Origin of the sequence: Bradyrhizobium cosmicum (assembly GCF_032290525.1) — a bacterium.
Lineage (GTDB): Bacteria > Pseudomonadota > Alphaproteobacteria > Rhizobiales > Xanthobacteraceae > Bradyrhizobium > Bradyrhizobium cosmicum_A.
In genome coordinates this window covers 40,581-61,746 of record NZ_JASXTA010000030.1, presented here as the reverse complement: position 1 = coordinate 61,746, position 21,166 = coordinate 40,581, and the positions used below count along the sequence as shown (strand labels likewise).

Here is a 21,166-nt window from a genome sequence, read left to right as displayed (position 1 = left end):
CGGCCTAGGACCCCTGATCCGCTTCGGTGACGAGCGCCAGCTTCTTGAATCCGGCTCCGGACAACAGCCCCATCACCCTGGCCACCGTGCCGTAATCCGCTTTCTTGTCGGCACGCAGATAGATGCGCTCCTCGAGCCCGCCGCGCGCGTCCGTGATCGCCTTCAGCTTCGGCACCAGCTCATTGATCGCGATCTCGGCGTCGTTGATGAACACCTTGCCCTTGATGTCGACCGACATCTGGATCGGCTTCTGATCGTTATTTTCGAGGCTCTTGGCCTGGGTCTGCGGCAGGTCGAGCGGCACACCGACTGTCAACATCGGTGCCGACACCATGAAGATGATGAGCAACACCAGCATCACGTCGACCATCGGCGTGACGTTGATCTCGGCCACGACGGGCTTGCGCCGGCCACGGCGCCCGCCGCCTCCGGACGAACTGGCTACGTTCATCGCCATGATCGAGTGCTCAAATTGCCCTTCACACTATACATGCCGTCCGTTAGCCTCGCTCGTCGATCTGACGGGACAGAATGGCTGAAAATTCATCGGCGAAGCCTTCGAGCCGCTGGGCCTGCCGGTTCACCTCGGACGTGAACTTATTGTAGAAAATAGTGGCAGGAATGGCGGCGATAAGGCCGACGGCGGTCGCAAACAGCGCCTCCGCGATGCCGGGCGCCACCACCGCCAGAGAGGTATTTTTCGACGCCGCGATCGACTGGAAGCTCGACATGATGCCCCAGACCGTGCCGAACAGGCCGACGAAGGGGCCGGCGGAGCCGACGGTGGCGAGCACCAGCAGCCGGCGTTCCAGTCGCTCGACCTCGCGGGCGATCGAGACGTTCATCACCTTGTCGATGCGCATCTGAAGGCCGGCGACCGAGCGGGCCTGGCTCTCGAAGGAGCGCTTCCATTCGCGCATCGCCGCGACGAAGCAGGCCGCCATCGAATGCGTCGGCTTGGCCGACAGCGTGCGATAGAGCTCCTCGATCGACTCGCCGGACCAGAACGCCTGCTCGAACCGGTCCATCGAGCGGCGGGTGCGGGCGAACAGGAAGATCTTGTCGATGGCGATCGCCCAGACCCAGACCGAGCAGGCCAGAAGTCCCAGCATCACCGCTTTCACGATCCAGTGAGCCTGCCAGAACAGCGCAATCAGCGACACGTCCGCGGAAGCGGCAACCGGAAGGGCTGACTGTGCCACGTCGGCCGGATTCATAAGCAGTATCCTCTCAAGGCGATCGTTACCTGATGTTCGCGGCAGCAAATGGCTGCCGGTTCCCCAACAGCCGCGCAAACCGGCGCGGCCGGCAAGCCCGCTCAAAGCCTTGTCTTTCTGGGGTGCAGGGGCTCGTCCAAAGCCGGCCGTCTGCATTCCCTGCCAAGATGTCAAAACTATGGGCCTCGACCACAGGCTCCGGGCGCGATTGTCCGCAACTACCAGAGCCCAGCGTTGGTTAATGCGGGGTTACCGGAGGCGACTTTGGCTGCGGAAAAGGCAGCCCGTGCAGGCGGTTGGCAAGCTGCTGGTTCGGCGGTGGCTCACATCACGACTGGAGGAACCGGCCCTCGCCCCGGCGATTATCCGGAAAATCACTTCTGGCGAGGTTTTGCCATGACTATCAACCCCAAGACGACCGCGGCCATCGGCGATCATCCGCTCCACCCCATGATCATCCCCTTCCCCGTGGCGTTCCTGGTCGGCGCGCCCATCGCCGATCTGGCCTTCATCGGAACCGGCGACGGTTTCTGGGCCAGGGCCGCGATCTGGCTGATCGGCGCCGGCATCGTCATGGCGCTGGTTGCCGCCACAGCCGGCTTTACCGATTTCGTCAGCGAGCCCCGCATCCGCCGCCTGAACGATGCCTGGTACCACATGATCGGCAATCTGGCGGCGGTCGTGCTGGCCCTGATCAACTTCTATCTCCGCTATGTCCAAGGCGCCGAGGCTGCGATCCAGCCGTGGGGCGTGGTGCTCTCCCTGCTCGTCGTCGGTATCCTCTTGTTCACGGGATGGAAGGGCTGGGAGATGGTCTACCGGCATCACGTCGCGGTGCTGGACGCGCCGGGCCAGACCAGATCGGAGCCGGTCACGCCGCATCATGGCGGCGAGAGCCACCGCCACGCCGCCTGAGCGAGCGGGACGTCGCCAGAGGCCGACCTCGGCGACGATCCGCGCTCGACCTTCTCCCGTGGCGTCAGCATGGGCCGGACCCGCTGGCGCAGGCTGAGGGCGTAGAGCCAGCCGCCCGCCGCGACGAGCCCGGGAAGAACAAAGAGAGCGAAATCGCGGAGCAGGATCATGGGGCGAGACCCGTTGTCGCAAACGAAACCGCGCGCTTGAGCGCAAAGGCGGCGAGTGCATAAAGGGCGCAACTGAGAAAGACCTTCCAGGCATCGCTCGCCACGAGTTCCTGATAGGACTTGATCTCCGTCGGCCAGCCGTTGAGGAATGCGATCGCGAGCGGCACCGAGACTCCAAACCGGTCGAACAGGTCCGAGAGGCGCTCGAGCAGTGCGATGCGCCGTCTGGTCTCTTTGCATTCGGCGGTGCTCATGGTCGTACCCGTCGGCGCAAGCGGAAAGGCGCTGTCAGGGCTTGGTCGTGCCTCACCGCGATCGGGTTCTAGGGCGTCCGGTTTTCCTGTACGGGCGCTGGACTGCCCTGCCTGCCTTTTTCGACCCCTTTCAGGCCGCAGAGGCGGGTTCGGGACAATTGGTCAGCCGTGCGGGATTGCCGACCGCAGTGCAGCCGCCGGGGACGTCTGACGTCACGACCGTCGCGGCGCCGATCTTGGCAAAATCGCCGATCGCGATGTCGCCGAGAATGGTCGCGCCAGAGCCGATGAACACGCCCCGTCCGATGCGCGGCGAGCGCGCCGGCAGTTCACCGCGGCGACCGATGCTGACGTTCTGAAGAATGGTGACCTCGTCGCCGATCACCACATTCGCGCCGATCACGATGCCGGTGGCGTGGTCGAGATAAACGCCCGACCCGAAATGTGCGGCCGGATGAATGCTGACCTGCAAGACATTCGACGCCTCGTTCTGGAACAGCAGCGCCGCGTCGCGATGGTCATGGCGCCAGAGCCAGTTCGAGACGCGCCAGGCTTGCAGCGCGACGTAGCCCTTGAAATGCAGCAGCGGCGGCAGTAGCTCGGCGATGGCGGGATCGTGGCGTGCGATCGCCTGGAGGTCGCGGGCGGCCGCTGCAATCAGGTCTGTCTCCTCGCGAAACGCTTCACGCGAAAAAGCCGTGAAGCGCGCGCGCTCTGCCGCACCGCTGCCAAGCCTGCGCCCGATCAGATCAGTAAGCGCAGCGGCAAAATCGTCATGGGCAAGAACGGCATCGGCAACGGCCTTGCCGAAAACGGGATCGGCGGCCGCCGCACGCTCCGCCTCGCCGCGGATCGCCTGCCAGAGGCCGTCGTTCGCCATGATCGCAGCTTTGGTCATCGCCGCCTCCGGTCTGTCGCTACCCATGACGCCAAATATAGGCGGTCCCTATCAAGGCGCCAAAAGCCAAACCGCCCGCCTGCGGGTTGCGCAGGCGGGCGGCTCGGGGCCAACAGGACTTTGGGGGCATGCGCCTGAAGGCTTTGATATCTCGACCTAGATCAGCCTTTTCAGATCAGCCTTTACAGTTCAGCTCTGCGGCTGGTCGGTCGGCGGCGGGGTCGGGCGCGTCTTGTGCTGCGCCATGAACTGGTCGAACTCTTCCTTGTCCTTGGCGTGACGCAGACGGTCGAGGAAGTTCTTGAACTCGACCTGCTCCTCCTCGAGCCGCTGCAGCGTCTCGGTGCGGTATTCGTCGAACGCGCGGTTGCCGCTCGAGGGCGGGCCGAAGCCGAAGCCGAAACCACGGCGCTCCATGCGGCCGCGCATGCGATCCATCTTGTACTGCATCCGCTCCATCTTGTTCTGCCAGCGATCCTGGTTGCTCCAGCACGACATTCTTCTGCTCCCGAGTGTGAAAAAGAGAAGGGCAAGTCCGATCGGCCACCAGATGATGAAGCCGAGGATGGTCACGGCGATCCAGCCGGGATGCCAGGGTGTCTCCAGCATGCGGGGGCGCTCGTATTGTTGGTATTGGTCCGAAGGGCCGCGCCATCGATTGACATCAGCGGTGTAGGCCATTTCCCATCTCCATCACGGCATCTGCGCCGTTGTGAATGTAAATAACATTTACATAGCTAAATCATCCCGCGATTTTGTCAAGCCGGCTGGCCGACAGGCTGGGGCAATTATTTGCGCAATTTTATTTCGGCTTGCCCCAGGGACCGCCGGGCGGCACGCCAGAACCGGAGGAGGCCTCCGGTGGCACGGGCGGCGGCTCGGCGCTCTTCGCCGGCGGACGCCGGTCGGTCGGGAAGCCGAGGCCGCGCAGATAGATCAGCACCTCGGCCTCGAGCAGCTCGTCCGGCGACATCGGCAGTTTGCGCCGCGCGGCGTCGCCCCGCGAGAACAGCGAGGCCACGCCGTGCGCCATCGACCAGATGTGCAGCGCCATCATCATCGCCGGCGGGCGCGGCGTACCGGGCGGCGCGAGTGCTGCAAGCCGCTCGGCGGCGGCGCGAATGATGTTGAAAGCGCGCTCGCTGGCAGCCTGGAGCGCCGGATTGGCGTCGACCGGCAGGCCCGATTCGAACATCGCATTGTAGAAGGCGGGCTCCTCGCGGGCGAAGGCGAGATAGGCCCTGCCGACGCGCTCGAAGGCCGTGACCGTGTCGGGCCGCCCGTCGTCCCAAGCCGCGGTCAGGCGCGCCTCGAACTGTTCGAAGCCGCGCTGCGCGATCGAGGACAACAGCTCGTCGCGGTCGCGGAAATGCCGATAGGGTGCCGCAGCGCTGACGCCGGCCATTCGCGCGGCATCGGCGAAGGTGAAGCCGGCCGCGCCCTTCTCGGCGATCAACCCGAGGGCAGCCTGCAACAAGGCTTCCTTCAGATTGCCGTGGTGATAGCCGCGCTCGGCGCGGCGCGTCTCCTTGCGCCAGCTCATGTGAACGAGCTTTACATGAGCCGGGCGCGAAGGTCACTAGCGGGAATCGGGCCTGATTAGCCCCGTACTCCAGGGACCGCCGAGGCGGTGCCTCGGCACCGGGCCCGGAAACGACGTGCGAGCGGCTACATCTGCGGAATCGGCAGCACGGGCATGACCTCGATCGCCTCGCCGGGAAAGATGGCAAAATGCGGGTGGTTCTCGAACAGCTTGGCAGCTTCCTCTTGCGAGGCAGCCCGCACCACCGTGAAGCCAGTCAACGCATTGCTGATCTCGGTGATGCCGCTCGCGTCGATCCGGCGGGTCTTGCCGAGCGGGCCCCCCATCTCGACGATGACGGCCTCGTTCTTCTGGACCCAGCCGTGCCAGGCGGCCATGCCCTCTCGCTCCTTTGCCTTCCGTTCGGCCTCGGGCATCGCGTGCCAGGCCTTCATTTTTTCGCCGCTCATGCTGCCGAGATAGACGGCGAGGAATTTGTGTTCGGTGCTCATCGGTTCTCTCCGTTGTTGATGGATTGACGACAGCCGCGATTTGATCGCGACCACCGCGGCTATGTCTTCAGATCGTCGAAACCGGCGGCGGCTGTCTGCACCTCCAGCGGAAAGTCGGACATTTCCTGGACCTGCCGGATCTCGATGATTTCATTGGTGGAGGCCGGGCACTTCCTGGCCCAGGCGATCGCTTCCTCCCGCGAGGCGACCTCGATCATCCAGTAGCCGCCCAGGACTTCCTTGGCCTCCGTGAAGGGGCCGTCGGTCACCACGGGCTCGCCGGTCGCGAACGAGACGCGCGCGCCCATCGACGGCGGATGCAAGCCGTCGAGCGTGATCAGGATGCCGGCATCCTTCAGCGCCTCGTTGTAGCGCATCATCGCGGCGACCCGTTCGGGATCGAGCTGCACGTCCGGCGGCGCGGTCTCGTAGCCGAGCGGGATCATCAGCATCATGAATCGCATGAGCATTCCTTGCTTGCTTTGTCGTCCGGAGTGCGCGGCGAGGCGCCACTCCGGAAAGGACGGGCGCGACGGCCGGGCCGCCCGCCCTCACCTTCAAGACGAACCAACCCTGACGGAACCGACAGGGCGCCGGCAATTATTCCGGAGGTCATTGCGACCGCCGCTAGCGTGCATTCCCGGCAACAGACGCAAAAATAGTTCGAGACGCGCCCGTACAAATACGGCCCCGCCTATGAACTCCGCTGTGCATATAAATCTGGAATGCTTGCACCATGAGCGACATGGCCGGCGCACCTGAAACTACGGAACGGGCGCAAATCGGTGCAAGGGTTTACAGTTGTTCAACACGCTCATGCAACTTTTCTGATCAGGCGAGACGGCGCGGGACCCTGCCGATTCGCTTCGAAGCCATTGCGCGGAGCATCACGTGTTCAATTTTCAAAGCAAGAAAGTCAGGCACGCCGTCGCCGAGGTCGAAGCACTCGACCGGTCACAGGCCGTGATCGAATTCGGGCTCGACGGCACCATCCTCGATGCCAATGAGAACCTTCTCAAGATGAGCGGCTATACGCTCTCGGAGATCAAGGCCAAGCATCACAGCATCTTCGTCAGCCCGGCCGAGCGCGAGAGCGCGCGCTACCGCGACTTCTGGGCCAGCCTGAACCGCGGCGAATTCCAGACCACGCAATACAGGCGCTACGGCAAGAACGGCAAGGAGCTCTGGATCCACGCCTCTTACGCGCCGCTGCGCGATGCGAATGGCAAGGTGGTGAGCTTCATCAAGTTCGCCACCGACATCACGGCCTACAAAATGAGGAGCATGGAGGAAGCGGGCAAGCTCGCCGCGATCAGCCGCGCCCAGGCCGTGATCGAGTTCAACATGGACGGCACCGTCGTCACCGCCAACGAGAATTTCCTGAGCGCGATGGGCTATTCGCTGGACGAGATCCAGGGCAAGCATCACAGCATGTTCGTGACGCCGGAGGATCGCGCCAGCTCTGCCTATGCCGATTTCTGGGCGCGGCTGAACCGCGGCGAGTTCGAGGCCGCCGAATACAAGCGGCTGGGCAAGGGGGGCAAGGAGATCTGGATTCTGGCGACCTACAACCCGATCCTCGACGAGACCGGCAAGCCGTTCAAGGTGGTCAAGTTCGCAACTGATGTCACCGCGCAGAAGATGAAGGCAGCCGACAATGACGGTCAGCTCGCCGCGATCCAGAAGTCGCAGGCGGTGATCGAGTTCAACATGGACGGGACGATCCGCACCGCCAACCAGAACTTTCTGAACGCGGTGGGCTATTCGCTGGCCGAGATCAAGGCACAGCACCACTCCATGTTCGTCGCGCCGGACGAGAAGAACTCGGCGGCCTATCGTCAGTTCTGGGAAGCGCTCAACCGCGGCGGATACCAGGCGGCCGAATACAAGCGGCTTGCCAAGGGCGGTCGCGAGATCTGGATCCAGGCTTCCTACAACCCGATCTTCGATCTCAACGGCAAGCCCTACAAGGTGGTGAAATACGCTACCGACGTCACCGCACAGGCGATCGGTCGCAAAAAGGCCGACAATGCGCGCGGGCTGATCGAGGCTGTCGCCGCCGGCAGCGAGCAGATGAGCGCCTCGATCCGCGAGATCTCCGAGACCATGACCAAATCACGCGAGACGTCGAAGGTGGCGACGACGCGCGTCGAGGCCGCTGACGGCCAGGCGCAGCGACTGAATGCGGCGGCGCAGGCAATGAGCGGCATCGTCGAGATGATTTCGGGCATCACCGGCCAGATCAACCTGCTCGCACTCAATGCCACGATCGAATCGGCGCGGGCGGGCGAAGCCGGCCGCGGCTTCGCGGTGGTTGCTTCCGAAGTGAAGAGCCTCGCCAACCAGGCCAAGCAGGCGACCGACACGATCACCTCCGAAATTGACGCGCTGAACACGATCTCCGGTGATGTCGCCAGTTCGCTGACCGCAATCAAGGCCGCGATCGCAGACGTCAACGAGTTCATCGCCTCCACCGCCGCCGCGGTCGAGGAGCAGAGCATCGTGACGGCCGACATGTCGGCCAACATGCAGCGTGCCTCGGCGGAACTGTCCTAGTCCGCCGTCCACCGCCGCGTCGCTTCAGTCGCCCCATCCGGCAACGCCTCGAAGGCCGGCGCGGCCAGCACGGCGTGGACATGCAGCATCGCCGTGCCCGAATTGCGAAAACCGTGCTTGCGGTGGGCGGGAACCAGCAGCGACTGGCCGGCCGTCATCGCGATACGTTCGTCCTCGATCCACATCTCGGCCTCGCCCTCCCGCACCGACAGGACCTCCTCGACCGGATGGCTGTGCGTCGGCGCGCCGGCGCCGGAATCGACCCATTGCTCGAAGATGCAGAGCGCGGTTGCGCCATTGCGCGCGGATGTCAGCATGCGCGTCTTCACACCCCGCCGCCATTCCTCGAGCGGCGTCGCGCTGGGATCGATAAGCATGATCAGGGCCTTTCTCGTCGGGACCAAAGCGAAGTAAAAGACCACCCTGGGGGCGCCGCGCGTCCCTTTCGAACACAGGACAGATTAGCAAATGCCGCAGGCTCCGCAAAAAGTCGCTTTCGTCACCGGGGCCGCGCGCGGCATCGGGCTTGCGACCGCGAAGAAGTTCCTGGCCGAGGGCTGGCGCGTGGCGCTGCTCGACATCGAAGGCGAGTTGCTCGGCCACGCGGCCGCCGAGATCAGCCAGAGCGAAGCGACGCTGGCGCTGACCTGCGACGTTTCGGACCCGGAAGCGGTGGCCGCTGCGATGAAAACGGTCGAGCGGCGGTTCGGCCGGCTCGATGCGCTCGTCAACAACGCCGGCATCGCCGTGTTCGCGCCGCTGATGGAGACGTCGGAGGCCGACTGGCGCCGCGTGCTGGAGGTCAACCTCACCGGCCCGTTCCTCTGCACCAAGGCCGCGGTGCCCTTGATGCGCGACAGCGGCGGCGGCGCCATCGTCAACATCACCTCGATCTCGGCGGTGCGCGCCTCGACGCTACGCTCGGCCTACGGCACCAGCAAGGCGGGCCTTGCGCATCTGACCAAGCAGCTCGCGGTCGAGCTTGCCTCGCTCAACATCCGCGTCAACGCGGTCGCGCCGGGGCCGGTCGACACGGCGATGGCAAAGCAGGTGCACACCAGGGAGATCCGCGCCGACTATCACGACGCCATTCCGCTCAACCGCTACGGCCTGGAGGAGGAACTCGCCGAGGCGATCTATTTCCTGTGCTCGGAACGATCGAGCTACATCACCGGCCAAATTTTGGCCGTCGATGGCGGCTTCGATGCAGCAGGCATCGGCCTGCCGACACTGCGCGGCGAGCGGCGGAACGGGTAGGCACAGGATTTGTAGGGTGGGCAAAGGCGCTCTTGCGCCGTGCCCACCATCTCTCCGGATTCCCGGCGCCAATGGTGGGCACGCTACGCTTTGCCTACCCTACGATATCGAATGTTCGGAGTGCTCCATGCGACGCATCTTCTTCAGTGCCCTGATGCTCGCATCCGCGCTCTTCGCCGCACCTGCCGCAGCCGAAATCCGCATCATCCAGTCGCCGGGTGGACAGGTCGGACCGTTCCTCGATCTGTTCGAGAAGGTGCGCCAGAGCGGCGAGCGCGTGGTGATCGACGGTCCATGCCTGTCCGCCTGCACGCTGGTGCTGAGCATCGTGCCGGGCGAGCGCATCTGTGTGACGAAACGCGCCGTGCTCGGCTTCCATGCGGCGCGCTCGGTCGACCGGCGCGGACGCGTCTATGCCGAACCGGAGGCATCGGACGCGGTCCTCCAGGCCTATCCTGGCCCGGTACGCGACTGGATCAGCCGCCGCGGCGGTCTCTCGTCCAGATTGCTTTTGCTGAAGGGACGCGATCTGGCGGCGATCTATCCACGCTGCCGATGACCGCTCGGCGGTTGCCAGCCATATGACCGCGTGGAATCCGCTGCTGTCCCGCGATTAGGCAGTTTTGCAAAATTCCGACGGTCCGGACGCGAAATCCGCTCAACCGCTTCGCAATGCCTGCCCAATTTACGCAGTTTCCGGCTTTGCCCGGCCGTCTATGATGGTGGCGTCCAGATTGAGGCCGCTCCCGGGTCACGATGGCCGCAGGGCCGCCGCAATCCCAGCAGTGGTCACTGGGATGGTTCCGCTTTTTCAAGATTGCCATTTTCAAACGGTTCGCAAGCCATGCAGCCCATCGATTTTCGCTATCGCCTGTCAGACCAGGGGCGCATCGTCCTCGGCCAATTGAGCTCCGAAGAAACCCTCGAGTTCGAGCTGCTGTCGCGGCGCGATCGCGAGGGCCTGATGGACCTGTCGTCGGAGCTGCGCCTGCTCGAGCTTTATGTGAAATATGTCGGCGCGGGCGCTCAGCCTGTACTCGCGCGGTCGGTACCCGCGTGGCAGGCGAGCGAGGCACTGCAGCGACGAAGGCCGCCCGGACCGACGGCACGGCCGCGCAACTACATCCTTTCGATGCTGGTGATCGCAAGCGTCAGCTTCACGCTGATCGCCTTGCTGGTGAGCTAGCAGGCACCCGCTTCGTCAGGCCTAGTAGAATGCCTGGATCATCTGCGCCAATTCCATACTCACGCAGATGAGCATACCCCAAAGTGCAAAGTTGATCTGCAGCGCCGCCGCCATCGGTCGCTCCCTTCCAAATCACGTCCGCCCCAGTTTGTAGCTTTTATGAACGAATGATTAGCGATTCTGACGCGCAGTTCACAGCCTATTATTGCGCCAGTTGTTGTGCGATGCGGTCCGTGCCTTTTCACGAAGCGGCCTCACTGCTCACGCAAAGTGGTGCGAGAGCATGATTTCATATTCGGCCATGCCGGCCATGTCGTTTCCCTTAGGTTCCATTTAACTGGCGCGATGCAAGCTTCCGCATGCGGAATCTGTGTGTCGCGTACCGCACCAAGGGTTCGGCATGATGCGACACGGCCTCGTCTTGCTTACTTTTTGCGCAGCGCTCATCGGGTGCGCGGTGGCGCCGGCACAGGAGCGCCGGCCGATCGCGTGGGACGGCCTCGGCCACGATCCGAACAGAGTCTCCAGCCGTGCCGCTATCACAAAGCGGCGCGCGGTGAATCCGGCACCTGCGCAGGACGATCCCAATCAGGAGCGGGAAAAAGTGCTCGGCACGCTGCGTCCCTATTCCGAGGCGTGGTGGGCCGTTCACGACGAAATCGAAGCGGAGAACGACAGGCAGCTCGGTACGAAACTCGTGATCTGCCCTCGCTGCGTTCGCCAGCCCTCGCCGGACGAGGACGTGACCGGGTCGATCCGTTGAGAGACTACGGCCGATCGCGTCTGACGCGATCCTCCAAATGCGTCCCCTCTCCTGCAACGATGGAGAGGGGACGTGGCTCAACGAAGCATGCAGGCGACCCGCGCCTGTTACATGCCTTCTGCCGGGCAGTTCACCATCCAGGGGATGCCGAACTTGTCGACGCACATGCCAAAACCCTTGGCCCAGAACGTCTTGCTGAACGGCATGGTGACGGTGCCGTCGTCGGCCAGCGCGTTGAACTTGCGTTCGCCGTCCGCGGGGTCCGTGACCGTGAGCGAGATCGAAAAGCCCTGCGGCTTGTGAAAATGCTCCGGCGGCCCGTCCGAGGCCATCAGCACGCTGCCGTCGGGCAGCGACATCCGCGCATGCATGATCGTCTTCTCGCGGCCGGGCGCGGCGGGCACGTCCGGCGGCGCGTCCGACGCCCGCATCATGGCGTCGATCTTGCCGCCGAGCACCTTGGCGTAATAATTGAACGCCGCTTCGCAGGTGTCCTGATAGAACAGATAGGCATTCAGCATCGCTTCTCTCCTCTTCGCTTCCTTGAACAGTAGGCCTCGTTACTTCTCGGTAAGCTTCTTCAGGCTGGCGAGGCCGGCCTCGAAATCCTTGCCGATCATGCTGTCCATGTTGATGAAGACCTGCATCAGCTTGGACATGAACGGCGCCGGACCGTACATCGCCCATGTGACCAGTGTGGCATCGCCTTGCGGCACAAACGTGAACTCGGCGGTGTTGTGGCCTTCGAACGGGCGCTCGAAATCGAGCTTGATGCGGAGCTTCGACGGCGAGCTTGCCTCGAGGATCTCCATGTGGCCGGCGCCGACATTGTTGTTGCCGTCCCAGGCATAGGTCGCGCCCTTGCCTGCCGCGGTTCCGCCAAAGCTGCGCTTCATGGCGGGATCGCGGCTCTCATAGGGCGACCAGCCGGTCCAGCGGTGGAAATCGGCGACTTGCGGATAGATCGCATCGGCCTGCGCCCTCACGACGAGTGAGCGGTCGACACGGAAGGTGTCGGGTTTCGTCAATGCGAAGACGAGGACGGCGGCTATGCCGGCCGCGAGCACAAGGGCGATGATGGCAATGGCCTTCAGCATGAATAGCTCCCTGGATACGGGCCTAGGACGAACGGGGGAAGCCATGGGCGACACGATGAAGCGGATTTTTTTCACCGCACATTGCGCGTCCTACTTCGCCTTCGCGCCTTCCTTCACTTTCGGCTGGCTGTCCCGGATCAGGCGGTCGATGTGCATGCGGATGTGGGCGGCTTCGGCGGACGTATTGGCGAGCGCGATGGCGCGGTCGAAGGCGATGCGGGCTTCGTCGCTGCGGCCAAGCTGCATCAGGAAGGCGCCGCGCACGCCGTAGAAGTGGAAGTAATTGGCGAGCTTCGGCGCCAGCGGCTCGATCAAATCGAGCGCGGCTTGCGGCCCGCGTACCTTGGAGACCGCCACCGCGCGATTGAGCGTCACCACTGGCGAAGGCTGCACCACTTCGAGCGCGCCGTAGAGCAGGTCGATCTGGGTCCAGTCGGTCTCCTCCGGCGTCGCCGCGCGCGCATGCAGCGCGGCGATCGCGGCCTGGATCTGATAGGGACCGCTGCGGCGGTGGCGCATCGCCTTGTCGATCAGCGCCAGGCCTTCCGCGATCATGGCGCCGTTCCACAGCGAACGGTCCTGGTCGTCCAGCAGGATCAGCGAACCGTCCGCCGCAAAGCGCGCGGCGCTGCGCGCATGCTGCAACAGGATCAGGGCCGTGAGCCCCATGATCTCCGGCTCGCTCTGGAACAGCCGCAAGAGCAGCCGCGCCAGCCGGATCGCTTCCTCGCACAGCGGCTTTCTGATCTCCGCAGTGTCCCCGCTCGCGGAATAGCCCTCGTTGAAGATCAGATAGATCATCGCGGCGACACCGGCGAGCCGCTCGGAGCGCTCGACCGCGCCGGGCGCCTCGAACGGCACGCCGGCGTCGGCGACCTTCGCCTTGGCGCGGGTGATGCGCTGTTCCATCGCGGCTTCCGAGACCAGGAAGGCGCGCGCGATCTGTTTCACCGTGAGCCCGGAGACGATGCGCAGCGCCAGCGCGATCTGCTGCGTCGCGGGCAGCCCCGGATGGCAGCAGATGAACATCAGCCGCAAAATGTCGTCGCGATAGTGCGAGCCGTCGAGCCGCTCGGCGAGCGCACCTTCGGCATCGTCGAGATCGGAGATGGCCTGGTCGTCCTCGGGCAGCGGCTGTTGCTTACGGGTACGGCGCACTTCGTCGATCGCGACGTTGCGGCCGACCATGATCAGCCAGGCGGCGGGATCGCGCGGCGGCCCGTTCTGCGGCCAGGTTTTCAGCGCGCGCAGGCAGGCATTCTGAAAAGCCTCCTCGGCCGTATCGAGATCGCGAAAATAGCGCAGCAGCGCGCCGACCGCCTGGGGTCGCGCCGAGGTCAGCGCGGTCTCGATCCAGCCGGTGTCGGCCTCGCTCACGTCAGGTTTCCTCCCGGCCTGAACACGCCGACGGGACGCACCTCATAGGCGCCACCGGGATTGGCAGCGCCGAGGTCGCGTGCAACGTCGAGCGCGTCGTCGAGGTTCGTGCAGTCGACGATGTAGAAGCCGAGCAACTGCTCCTTGGTCTCCGCATAGGGGCCATCGAGCACCAGCGGCGGGTCTTCCTTGCGCAGCGTCGCCGCCGCGGTGGTCGGCAGCAGCCGCGCCACCGGGCCTAGTCGGCCTTGCTTGGTGAGGTTGTCCTGCACCACGGCGAGCTTCTTCATCACGGCCTCGTCCTGGTCCTTGCTCCAGGAGCCGACGAAGTCCTCATCGTGATAGCACAGGATCGCATAAAGCATGGGCAGCACCTTCCCTGAACGCTTGTTTTGAAGACGATCCTATATGCCCTGCCCCGACAGTGCTGCGGAAAAAATTTGCGAGAAAAATCCGCCAGATCGTGCCAAGGAGGGCCACCAAAAGCGGAACCCGACGAGGCACTTCGAATGACCAAAGGCGCACTGGCCGTCCTGATCAACAGCACGCAGCAGAACTGGCTGCCGGAGCGCTGGAAGGCGCGGTTCGAGGCGGTCTGCGGCGGCCGCCGCGTGGTGTTGCTGCCCGCTGCCGGACTCGATCCCACCGAGGTGCACTATGCCGCAGTGTGGAAGCCGGTGCCGGGCGACCTCGGCGCCTTTCCCAATCTTCGGGCGATCTTCAACCTCGGCGCCGGCGTTGATGCGCTGATGGCGGACGGGAGCCTGCCTGATGTGCCGCTGGTGCGCGTCGCCGTGCCCGACCTGACCAACCGCATGACCGAATACGTCGTGCTGCACGTGCTGATGCACCACCGCCAAGAACTCTATTTGCGGGACTCGCAGCGCGCAAAACGCTGGGAGCCGAAATATCAGTGGCCGGCGAGCGCGGTCACCGTCGGCGTCATGGGGCTCGGCACGTTAGGTGCCGATGCGGCCGACGTGCTGCGGCGGCTCGGCTTCCGCGTCGCCGGCTGGAGCCGCAACCCGCGTGCCATCGAGGGCGTCGAATGCTTCCATGGCACGGCCGGAATCGATGCGTTCCTGCGCACGACCGACATCCTCGTCAGCCTGCTGCCGCTGACGCCGGATACGCACGGCATCCTCAACCGTGACGTCTTCACCAAACTCAACCGCAAGAGCCCGCTCGGCGCGCCCGTGCTGATCAACGCCGGGCGCGGCGGCCTACAGAACGAAGCCGACGTCCTGGCCTGCCTCGACGACGGTACGCTGGGCGCCGCCTCGCTCGACGTCTTCGTGCAGGAGCCGCAGCCGAAAGAAAGCCGGTTCTGGACCCATCCGAAGGTGTTGCTGACCCCGCACAACGCGGCCGACACCGACGCGGATGCGATCTCGGCCTATGTCGCCGAGCAGATCGCGCGGTTCGAGGCCGGCGGCGCGCTGGAGAATGTGGTGGATCGGGGCAGAGGGTACTAGCTTGCCCGAAGGGGGCGATCCGGCTCAGATGGTTGGGCGCATCGGCCCCTGCGCGAGCGCGAGCAGCGCCGCGGCGAGCGCGACCGCAGCCTTGTCAGGCCGCGCCTTCTCATAGATCGCGAACTCGAGATCAGGAAGCGGCGGCAGCCCTTCCGCGACGCCGAGAACACGCAAGCCCGATGTGATCGCGCTGAGTGGCAGTGGCGTGATGGCGAGCCCCGCGACGGCGGCCGCGCGCACGCCGGTCAGGCTCGGGCTGGTGTAGACGATCTCCCAGGCGAGCTCGCTGTCGCGGAGCGCCGACAGAGCCGCATCACGCGAGACCGAGCGCTCGCGATACAGCGCCAATGGCACGGACACGCCCGGCACCAGATCGAACGTTTCGGCCGCGGCCCAGACCAGCGGCTCACGCCAAACCAGCCGTCCCTTTGACGTTCCGAGCGGACGCTTGGCGAAGACGAGATCGAGACGGCCCGCACCGAGCTGCTCGATCAGCTCCGCACTGACGCCGATCTGCACTTCGAGCTTGATCCGCGGATGGAGCGCGGCAAAGCGGCCGAGCGCGGGCGGCAGCGAGCCGCCGGCCACTTCCTCGACGACACCAAGGCGTACCATTCCTGACAGACGCGGCGCGCTCAGCCGTTCGCGTGCCGCCTCTTCGAGCAGAAGCAAACGGCGGGCGTCACCGAGCAGCATCTCCCCTTCGTCTGTCAGCGCGACACTGCGCGTCGTGCGCCGGAACAGCGGCCGTTGGGTTTCGGCCTCCAGCCGCTTGATCTGCTGGCTGATCGTCGACTGGGTCAGATTGAGCCGCTCCGCCGCGCGGTGGAAGCCGCCACAGTCAGCCACCGCGACGAAGGCCCGCAACAGTTCGAAATCGAGCATGCCATTGATCCGTATTTATGATCAATGGTATTATACAATATCATTTCTATAATCAATAATGGACGCCTACGTTCGCATTGGCCAACAGCAAGCGAACGAGGCTCATCATGTCAGGCTCATCACGACACCAGGCCGATCGCACGTCGCGGCTGACGCGCGCCCGGGACGTCTGCGGCTTCAGCGGAAAGATCTGCCCGGCCGAACGCGCGACGCAATCGCTCGAAACGATCATCGCGCCCGGCGACCGCGTCGCGCTCGAAGGCGACAATCAGAAGCAGGCGGATTTTCTCGCCACCGCGCTCGCCAAAATGGACCCGACTCGCGTTCACGACCTGCACATGGTGCAGTCGGTTCTGGCGCTGCCCGACCACCTCGCCGTGTTCGAGCGCGGCATCGCCAACCGCCTCGACTTTTCCTTCGCGGGGCCGCAGGGCCGCCGCCTCGCCGAGCTGGTCGCCGCGAAGGCCCTGAAGATCGGCGCGATCCACACCTATCTCGAACTCTATGCCCGGATGCTGGTCGACCTCACGCCGCAGGTCGCGCTCGTCGTCGCCGACAAGGCGGACCGCGACGGCAATCTCTACACCGGTCCGAATACCGAGGACACGCCGACCATTGTCGAGGCCGCCGCATTCCGCGGCGGCATCGTCGTGGTCCAGGTCAACGAGATCGTCGACCGGCTGCCAAGGGTCGACATTCCCGGCGACTGGGTCGACGTCGTGGTGCCGGGTCCGAAGCCGTATCGGATCGACCCGCTGTTCACGCGCGATCCCGCCAAGATCCGGGACGAGAACGTCCTGATGGCGATGATGGCCATTGCCGCGATCTACGAGCCGTTTCAAGTGGCGCGCCTCAACCATGGCATCGGTTACGCGACCGCGGCGATCGAGCTCATCCTGCCGACCTTCGCCGCGCAACGCGGGCTGAAGGGCAAGGTGGCGCGGAATTTCGTGCTCAACCCGCACCCGACGCTGATCCCTGCCATCGAGGCCGGCTTCGTCGACAGCGTCTATTGCTTCGGCTCGGAGCTCGGGATGGAGCGCTATGTCGCTCACAACGCCGATTTGTTTGCGGTCGGCGCCGACGGCAATTTGCGCTCGAACCGAGCGCTGGCGCAGATCGCCGGACAATATGCCTGCGACCTCTTCGTCGGCGGCACGCTGCAAATCGACGCGCAGGGCAACAGCTCGACCGCGACCCGCGACCGAATCACCGGCTTCGGCGGTGCGCCGAACATGGGCGCGGACGCGCGCGGCCGGCGCCATGACAGTCCGGCCTGGCTGCTCGCAGGGCAGGAGGCGGGCGAGAGCCTGCGCGGCCGCAAGCTGGTGGTACAGATGGTGCAGACGCGCCAGCCGAACGGCGCGCCGAGCTTCGTCGAGCGTCTCGATGCATTCGACCTCGCAGTCTCCGCCGGCTTCGCGCTGCCGCCGGTGATGGTCCATGGCGACGACGTCACCCACGTCGTCACGGAGCGAGGCGTCTGCAACCTGCTGCGCTGCCGTTCGGCGGACGAGCGCGAAGCCGCGCTTCGCGCCATCGCCGGCGACACAGATTTCGGCCGGCGCCAGTCCCCCGCGATCACGGAGAGCCTGCGCCGGAGCGGCATCGTGATGCTGCCGTCCGACCTCGGCATCGAAACGACGACGGCGACCCGCGACTGGCTCGCCGCCAAGACCATCGACGATCTCGTCACGGCATCCGGCGGATTCTACGAGCCTCCCGCAAAATTCCGCAACCACGCAACGGTTTGAGAAGGAGATGACGATGTATCCGGCCAGCCAAATTCCAGACGGCACCCTGCCCCCGCCCCCGCTCGATCGCGCCAGTCAGCTCGCGGCTTCGCTGCTGTCGGAGCGCGGCGAAGCCTCGGGCGCACTGATCGCACGCGAGCTGCACGACGCCATCCGGACGCTTGATCCCGCGGCGAGCTTCGGCTTTCAACGTTTCCTCGCAACCGCGTTTCAGCCCGACCAGGCGGCGCTGCGCGCAGCCGCCGAGCGCTACCTAGTGGACAATACGGCCGAGGCCGCTGCGCAATTGGCCAGGGCAGCCGATCCGCCGCGGCAGGAGGTCTTGCGCCGCATGAACATGGCGCCGGGCGGCACCGCAGCGCTGGCCGCGATGCGTAGCGAGATCGGCGCGCGGCTCGGCACGGAGCCCGAGTTGAAGCTGCTCGACGCCGACCTGAAGCATCTGTTCGCGTCCTGGTTCAATCGCGGCTTTCTCACGCTCCAGCGGATCGACTGGCAATCGCCTGCCGCGGTGCTGGAGAAGCTGATCGCCTATGAGGCGGTGCACGAGATCCGCGGTTGGGACGATCTGCGGCGCCGGCTCGCGCCCGACCGGCGCTGCTTCGCCTTTTTCCATCCAGCGCTTCCGGGCGAGCCGCTGATCTTCGTCGAAGTGGCACTGGTGGAGGGGCTGGCCGCCGCCGTGCCGCCCTTGCTGGTACAGGATTTCGACGCCGATGCGGCACGCGCGCGGGCCGCGCGCGCCGACACCGCGATCTTCTACTCGATTTCCAATTGCCAGGACGGGCTGCGCGGCGTCTCGTTCGGCAACTTCCTGATCAAGCAGGTGGTCGAGGAGCTGCGCAGCGAATTTCCGCGGCTCAATCGCTTTTCCACGCTGTCACCGGTACCGGGCTTCCGACGCTGGCTCGGCCGTCAAGCGGCCGACGACGGCCAGCTCTCGGCGCTATTGCGGGAGACCGACGGGCAGACGTGGTGGCAGGATCCTGTCGAGGGTGAACGCTTGCGCGCCGGCCTGCTGCGCTCATGCGCACATTATCTGACGCAACCGGTGACGGCCGGACGCCGGATCGATCCGGTGGCGCGATTTCACCTCGGCAATGGCGCTCGGCTCGAACGCATCAATTGGCTCGGCAACACCGCCCCGCGTGCGATCGAGGAATCCTTCGGGATCATGGTCAACTACCTCTACGACCACGACAGCATCGAGGAGAACCACGAGGCGTTCGCGCGGGACGGCCGGATCGTGCGGTCCGCGGCAGTGGACGCGCTACTGGGAGGCGACCCGTTCACGCTCTCTTAGCGAAAAGTTGATAGGCGTTCTTAACCAACGGTGAAAGAACGAGTCGGACATGCGGGCGAACCTCGGCCTCAGGATGCGGATCACGGTTGCGCTGGCGGTGACGGCGGCGGCAACCGCCCTGTTTGCCGTGCTCGGGGCGATGTGGATCATCGCCGGGATCATCGACCGCGCCGACCAGCGTGAGCTGCGCAGCCATTACGATGCGCTCCAGTCGCGCCTCACCGAAGAGTCCCGTCGCGCCGCCGCCATGAGCGCGGTCGTGGCCGCAATGCCCGCGACGCAGGACGCGATGGCCAAGCAGGACCGCAATGCCCTGGTCGCCCTATTCGGGCCGGTCTTTGCCGCAACCAAATCGAATTACGGCGTCGAGCAGTTCCAGTTCCATACACCGCCCGCGACGTCCTTCCTGCGGGTGCACCAGCCGGCGAAGTTCGGCGATGACCTCTCGAGCTTCCGGAAGACCGTCGTCGACGCCAACCAGGAGCACAAGGTCGTGGTCGGCCTCGAAGGCGGCGTCGCCGGGCTCGGCATCCGCGGCGTGGTGCCGATCGCGCAAGCCGGCAAGCATCTCGGCTCAGTGGAGTTCGGCCTGACCTTCGGCCAGTCCTTCCTCGACGACTTCAAGCTCAACCGCCATGTCGACATCGCCTTCCATCTCGCCGACGGTTCGGGCTTCAAGCTGTTTGGCGGCACGCTGAAGGGCAAGAGCTTCTTCGATGCGGACGATTACGGCCGCGCCGCCGGTGGCGACTTTACGGTACGGCAGGCCAGGCTCGACACGATGCCGGTCGCCGCCCTGCTCGGCCCGATCAGGGATTTTTCAGGCAAACCGCTCGGCGCCGTCGAGCTGGTGATGGACAACGCCGACTACGAGGCCTCCGCCGACGGTGCCTGGCTGCTGGCAATCGGCATCGCCGCGCTCGGGCTCGTGCTGGCAGCGATCGTCGGCTATCTCATCGCCCGCAGCATTTCGCGCCCGATCCTGTCGATCACCTCGGCGATGCGCGAACTTGCGGACGGCCATCTGGACGTCGCCATCCCCGTCAGCAGGGCGAATGACGAGGTCGGCGCGATGGTAAAGGCGGTCGCGGTGTTCCGCGACAACGCCGTCAGCTTCAACCGGCTCCAGGCCGGACAGGCCGACACCAAGGCGCAGTCCGAAGCGGAGAAACGGCGCGCCTTTGCCGCGCTCGCCGATAATTTCGAGGCCAGCATCCGCGAGGTCGTCACCACGGTGTCCGCGGCCGCGGTCGAGATGGAGCACACGGCGCGCTCGATGTCGGATATCGTCGAGCAATCGCGGCAGCAGACCCGCACGGTGTCATCTGCCTCGGCGCTCGCCTCGGAGAACGTGCAGACGGTCGCCGCCGCAGCCGAAGAGCTGTCATCGTCGATGACCGAGATCAGCCGCCGTCTCGCACATGCCACCGAAGTGGTGGGCAAGGCCGCCAGCGACGGACAAAGGTCCAACGCGCGCGTGCAGAGCCTGGCCGACGCGGCGCAAAAGATCGGCGACGTCGTCTCCTTCATCAACGGCATCGCGGGGCAGACCAATCTGCTCGCGCTGAATGCGACGATCGAGGCGGCGCGGGCGGGCGAAGCCGGCCGCGGCTTTGCCGTGGTCGCCTCCGAGGTGAAGGCGCTGGCGACGCAGACCGCGAAGGCGACCGAGGAGATCGGTGCGCAGGTGACGGCGGTACAAGGAGAGACCGCCGGTGCCGTGGACGGCATCCAGTCGATTTGCGCGACGATCCGAGAGGTCGACGAGATCTCGGCCGCGATTGCGGCCGCCGTCGGTCAGCAGGGCACCGCGACGCAGGAGATCGCGCAGAACGTCCAGCAGGCCGCCGCCCGCACCGGCGAGGTCTCGCAGAACATCGCAGGCGTCACCGACGGCATCGCCGCGACGGGAACGGCCGCGGAAGAAGTGTTGGGCTCGGCCATCGAGCTGTCGAAGCAGTCGCAGCGGTTGCGAGACGAGGTCGATCGCTTCCTCGCGCAGATTCGCGCGGCGTAGGCAGGATC

General features: G+C 65.2%; 24 protein-coding genes. 10 read left to right on the top strand and 14 right to left on the bottom strand.

All coding sequences use genetic code 11. The features are described from left to right. Window positions 1-4: 4 nt before the first annotated feature. Window positions 5-457: a protein TolR gene (gene tolR, locus QSV46_RS35070; protein ID WP_314962517.1), complete on the bottom strand. Its 453-nt coding sequence runs from the start codon at window positions 455-457 to the stop codon at window positions 5-7. 43 nt (window positions 458-500) lie between these two features. Beyond that, window positions 501-1,217 carry a protein TolQ gene (gene tolQ / locus QSV46_RS35065; RefSeq protein WP_247524836.1) on the bottom strand — a complete coding sequence of 239 codons (717 nt, stop codon included), beginning with the start codon at window positions 1,215-1,217 and terminating at the stop codon, window positions 501-503. 396 nt (window positions 1,218-1,613) lie between these two features. Between tolQ and QSV46_RS35060 the strand changes: the two genes are divergently transcribed. Continuing rightward, window positions 1,614-2,132, top strand: a complete 519-nt coding sequence (locus tag QSV46_RS35060; protein ID WP_314962510.1) for a DUF2231 domain-containing protein — start codon at window positions 1,614-1,616, stop codon at window positions 2,130-2,132. 166 nt (window positions 2,133-2,298) lie between these two features. Here the strand turns inward: QSV46_RS35060 and QSV46_RS35055 are convergent, their stop codons facing one another. The 6 genes from QSV46_RS35055 to QSV46_RS35030 form a co-directional block, all read right to left on the bottom strand. Then, window positions 2,299-2,556, bottom strand: a complete 258-nt coding sequence (locus QSV46_RS35055) for a hypothetical protein (RefSeq protein ID WP_314962507.1) — start codon at window positions 2,554-2,556, stop codon at window positions 2,299-2,301. Window positions 2,557-2,686: 130 nt separating this feature from the next. After that, window positions 2,687-3,454, bottom strand: coding sequence for a serine acetyltransferase (locus tag QSV46_RS35050; RefSeq protein ID WP_314962505.1), 768 nt, complete (start codon window positions 3,452-3,454; stop codon window positions 2,687-2,689). 189 nt (window positions 3,455-3,643) lie between these two features. Further along, a complete protein-coding gene (locus QSV46_RS35045; RefSeq protein WP_314962502.1) occupies window positions 3,644-4,135 on the bottom strand; it encodes a DUF2852 domain-containing protein in 492 nt (163 codons plus the stop codon). 121 nt (window positions 4,136-4,256) lie between these two features. Then, window positions 4,257-4,997, bottom strand: a complete 741-nt coding sequence (locus tag QSV46_RS35040; RefSeq protein ID WP_027545587.1) for a TetR/AcrR family transcriptional regulator — start codon at window positions 4,995-4,997, stop codon at window positions 4,257-4,259. A gap of 125 nt (window positions 4,998-5,122) precedes the next feature. After that, complete coding sequence (locus QSV46_RS35035) at window positions 5,123-5,488, bottom strand: hypothetical protein (protein WP_314962496.1); 366 nt, start codon at window positions 5,486-5,488, stop codon at window positions 5,123-5,125. Between the two features lie 59 nt (window positions 5,489-5,547). After that, complete coding sequence (locus QSV46_RS35030) at window positions 5,548-5,952, bottom strand: YciI family protein (RefSeq protein ID WP_314962494.1); 405 nt, start codon at window positions 5,950-5,952, stop codon at window positions 5,548-5,550. Window positions 5,953-6,379: 427 nt separating this feature from the next. Here QSV46_RS35030 and QSV46_RS35025 point away from each other — a divergent pair, with 427 nt between their 5' ends. Beyond that, entirely contained in the window at window positions 6,380-8,044 is a 1,665-nt protein-coding gene (locus QSV46_RS35025; protein WP_314962492.1) for a PAS domain-containing methyl-accepting chemotaxis protein, read from the top strand. Here QSV46_RS35025 and QSV46_RS35020 read toward each other — a convergent pair. Beyond that, window positions 8,041-8,421 carry a cupin domain-containing protein gene (locus QSV46_RS35020; protein WP_314962489.1) on the bottom strand — a complete coding sequence of 127 codons (381 nt, stop codon included), beginning with the start codon at window positions 8,419-8,421 and terminating at the stop codon, window positions 8,041-8,043. The two genes, QSV46_RS35025 and QSV46_RS35020, sit on opposite strands and share 4 nt — an antisense overlap. Before the next feature lie 91 nt (window positions 8,422-8,512). On the opposite strand from QSV46_RS35020, the gene QSV46_RS35015 reads away from it, so the two are divergent. The 4 genes from QSV46_RS35015 to QSV46_RS35000 all read left to right on the top strand — a co-directional run bounded on the left by QSV46_RS35015 (window position 8,513) and on the right by QSV46_RS35000 (window position 11,250). Continuing rightward, window positions 8,513-9,301 carry an SDR family oxidoreductase gene (locus QSV46_RS35015; protein ID WP_314962486.1) on the top strand — a complete coding sequence of 263 codons (789 nt, stop codon included), beginning with the start codon at window positions 8,513-8,515 and terminating at the stop codon, window positions 9,299-9,301. Window positions 9,302-9,428: 127 nt separating this feature from the next. After that, a complete protein-coding gene (locus QSV46_RS35010; protein ID WP_314962484.1) occupies window positions 9,429-9,860 on the top strand; it encodes a hypothetical protein in 432 nt (143 codons plus the stop codon). A 285-nt stretch (window positions 9,861-10,145) separates the two neighbouring features. After that, window positions 10,146-10,487, top strand: coding sequence for a hypothetical protein (locus tag QSV46_RS35005; RefSeq protein WP_314962482.1), 342 nt, complete (start codon window positions 10,146-10,148; stop codon window positions 10,485-10,487). 400 nt (window positions 10,488-10,887) lie between these two features. Beyond that, window positions 10,888-11,250, top strand: coding sequence for a hypothetical protein (locus tag QSV46_RS35000; protein ID WP_314962480.1), 363 nt, complete (start codon window positions 10,888-10,890; stop codon window positions 11,248-11,250). A gap of 107 nt (window positions 11,251-11,357) precedes the next feature. Here the strand turns inward: QSV46_RS35000 and QSV46_RS34995 are convergent, their stop codons facing one another. The 4 genes from QSV46_RS34995 to QSV46_RS34980 form a co-directional block, all read right to left on the bottom strand. After that, the gene (locus QSV46_RS34995) at window positions 11,358-11,771 is read right to left on the bottom strand and encodes a VOC family protein (RefSeq protein ID WP_314962478.1); all 414 of its coding nucleotides are present in this window, start codon (window positions 11,769-11,771) and stop codon (window positions 11,358-11,360) included. 39 nt (window positions 11,772-11,810) lie between these two features. Further along, window positions 11,811-12,347, bottom strand: a complete 537-nt coding sequence (locus QSV46_RS34990; RefSeq protein WP_314962476.1) for an SRPBCC family protein — start codon at window positions 12,345-12,347, stop codon at window positions 11,811-11,813. Between the two features lie 90 nt (window positions 12,348-12,437). Then, entirely contained in the window at window positions 12,438-13,724 is a 1,287-nt protein-coding gene (locus tag QSV46_RS34985) for an RNA polymerase sigma factor (RefSeq protein ID WP_314962475.1), read from the bottom strand. Then, window positions 13,721-14,089 carry a YciI family protein gene (locus QSV46_RS34980; protein WP_314962472.1) on the bottom strand — a complete coding sequence of 123 codons (369 nt, stop codon included), beginning with the start codon at window positions 14,087-14,089 and terminating at the stop codon, window positions 13,721-13,723. The genes QSV46_RS34985 and QSV46_RS34980 overlap by 4 nt, the downstream gene beginning before the upstream one ends. A gap of 144 nt (window positions 14,090-14,233) precedes the next feature. Here QSV46_RS34980 and QSV46_RS34975 point away from each other — a divergent pair, with 144 nt between their 5' ends. Beyond that, window positions 14,234-15,199, top strand: coding sequence for a glyoxylate/hydroxypyruvate reductase A (locus QSV46_RS34975; RefSeq protein WP_314962469.1), 966 nt, complete (start codon window positions 14,234-14,236; stop codon window positions 15,197-15,199). Window positions 15,200-15,223: 24 nt separating this feature from the next. On the opposite strand, the gene QSV46_RS34970 is transcribed toward QSV46_RS34975, so the two are convergent. After that, window positions 15,224-16,084, bottom strand: a complete 861-nt coding sequence (locus QSV46_RS34970) for a LysR substrate-binding domain-containing protein (RefSeq protein ID WP_314962466.1) — start codon at window positions 16,082-16,084, stop codon at window positions 15,224-15,226. A 107-nt stretch (window positions 16,085-16,191) separates the two neighbouring features. Between QSV46_RS34970 and mdcA the strand changes: the two genes are divergently transcribed. Genes mdcA through QSV46_RS34955 form a run of 3 tightly spaced genes read left to right on the top strand, consistent with a single transcriptional unit; the run spans window position 16,192 to window position 21,158 of the window. After that, a complete protein-coding gene (gene mdcA, locus QSV46_RS34965) occupies window positions 16,192-17,838 on the top strand; it encodes a malonate decarboxylase subunit alpha (RefSeq protein WP_314962463.1) in 1,647 nt (548 codons plus the stop codon). Between the two features lie 13 nt (window positions 17,839-17,851). Then, a complete protein-coding gene (locus QSV46_RS34960; RefSeq protein WP_314962461.1) occupies window positions 17,852-19,141 on the top strand; it encodes a malonyl-CoA decarboxylase in 1,290 nt (429 codons plus the stop codon). 49 nt (window positions 19,142-19,190) lie between these two features. Then, window positions 19,191-21,158: a methyl-accepting chemotaxis protein gene (locus tag QSV46_RS34955; protein WP_314962458.1), complete on the top strand. Its 1,968-nt coding sequence runs from the start codon at window positions 19,191-19,193 to the stop codon at window positions 21,156-21,158. The last annotated feature ends 8 nt before the right edge of the window (window positions 21,159-21,166 follow it).

Bases quoted from the DNA above. Each gene is read 5' to 3' on its own strand.
- tolR (WP_314962517.1), bottom strand. From the start codon at position 457: ATGGCGATGAACGTAGCCAGTTCGTCCGGAGGCGGCGGGCGCCGTGGC.
- tolQ (WP_247524836.1), bottom strand. From the start codon at position 1,217: ATGAATCCGGCCGACGTGGCACAGTCAGCCCTTCCGGTTGCCGCTTCC.
- QSV46_RS35060 (WP_314962510.1), top strand. From the start codon at position 1,614: ATGACTATCAACCCCAAGACGACCGCGGCCATCGGCGATCATCCGCTC.
- QSV46_RS35055 (WP_314962507.1), bottom strand. From the start codon at position 2,556: ATGAGCACCGCCGAATGCAAAGAGACCAGACGGCGCATCGCACTGCTC.
- QSV46_RS35050 (WP_314962505.1), bottom strand. From the start codon at position 3,454: ATGACCAAAGCTGCGATCATGGCGAACGACGGCCTCTGGCAGGCGATC.
- QSV46_RS35045 (WP_314962502.1), bottom strand. From the start codon at position 4,135: ATGGCCTACACCGCTGATGTCAATCGATGGCGCGGCCCTTCGGACCAA.
- QSV46_RS35040 (WP_027545587.1), bottom strand. From the start codon at position 4,997: ATGAGCTGGCGCAAGGAGACGCGCCGCGCCGAGCGCGGCTATCACCAC.
- QSV46_RS35035 (WP_314962496.1), bottom strand. From the start codon at position 5,488: ATGAGCACCGAACACAAATTCCTCGCCGTCTATCTCGGCAGCATGAGC.
- QSV46_RS35030 (WP_314962494.1), bottom strand. From the start codon at position 5,952: ATGCGATTCATGATGCTGATGATCCCGCTCGGCTACGAGACCGCGCCG.
- QSV46_RS35020 (WP_314962489.1), bottom strand. From the start codon at position 8,421: ATGCTTATCGATCCCAGCGCGACGCCGCTCGAGGAATGGCGGCGGGGT.
- QSV46_RS35015 (WP_314962486.1), top strand. From the start codon at position 8,513: ATGCCGCAGGCTCCGCAAAAAGTCGCTTTCGTCACCGGGGCCGCGCGC.
- QSV46_RS35010 (WP_314962484.1), top strand. From the start codon at position 9,429: ATGCGACGCATCTTCTTCAGTGCCCTGATGCTCGCATCCGCGCTCTTC.
- QSV46_RS35005 (WP_314962482.1), top strand. From the start codon at position 10,146: ATGCAGCCCATCGATTTTCGCTATCGCCTGTCAGACCAGGGGCGCATC.
- QSV46_RS35000 (WP_314962480.1), top strand. From the start codon at position 10,888: ATGATGCGACACGGCCTCGTCTTGCTTACTTTTTGCGCAGCGCTCATC.
- QSV46_RS34995 (WP_314962478.1), bottom strand. From the start codon at position 11,771: ATGCTGAATGCCTATCTGTTCTATCAGGACACCTGCGAAGCGGCGTTC.
- QSV46_RS34990 (WP_314962476.1), bottom strand. From the start codon at position 12,347: ATGCTGAAGGCCATTGCCATCATCGCCCTTGTGCTCGCGGCCGGCATA.
- QSV46_RS34980 (WP_314962472.1), bottom strand. From the start codon at position 14,089: ATGCTTTATGCGATCCTGTGCTATCACGATGAGGACTTCGTCGGCTCC.
- QSV46_RS34975 (WP_314962469.1), top strand. From the start codon at position 14,234: ATGACCAAAGGCGCACTGGCCGTCCTGATCAACAGCACGCAGCAGAAC.
- QSV46_RS34970 (WP_314962466.1), bottom strand. From the start codon at position 16,084: ATGCTCGATTTCGAACTGTTGCGGGCCTTCGTCGCGGTGGCTGACTGT.
- mdcA (WP_314962463.1), top strand. From the start codon at position 16,192: ATGTCAGGCTCATCACGACACCAGGCCGATCGCACGTCGCGGCTGACG.
- QSV46_RS34960 (WP_314962461.1), top strand. From the start codon at position 17,852: ATGTATCCGGCCAGCCAAATTCCAGACGGCACCCTGCCCCCGCCCCCG.
- QSV46_RS34955 (WP_314962458.1), top strand. From the start codon at position 19,191: ATGCGGGCGAACCTCGGCCTCAGGATGCGGATCACGGTTGCGCTGGCG.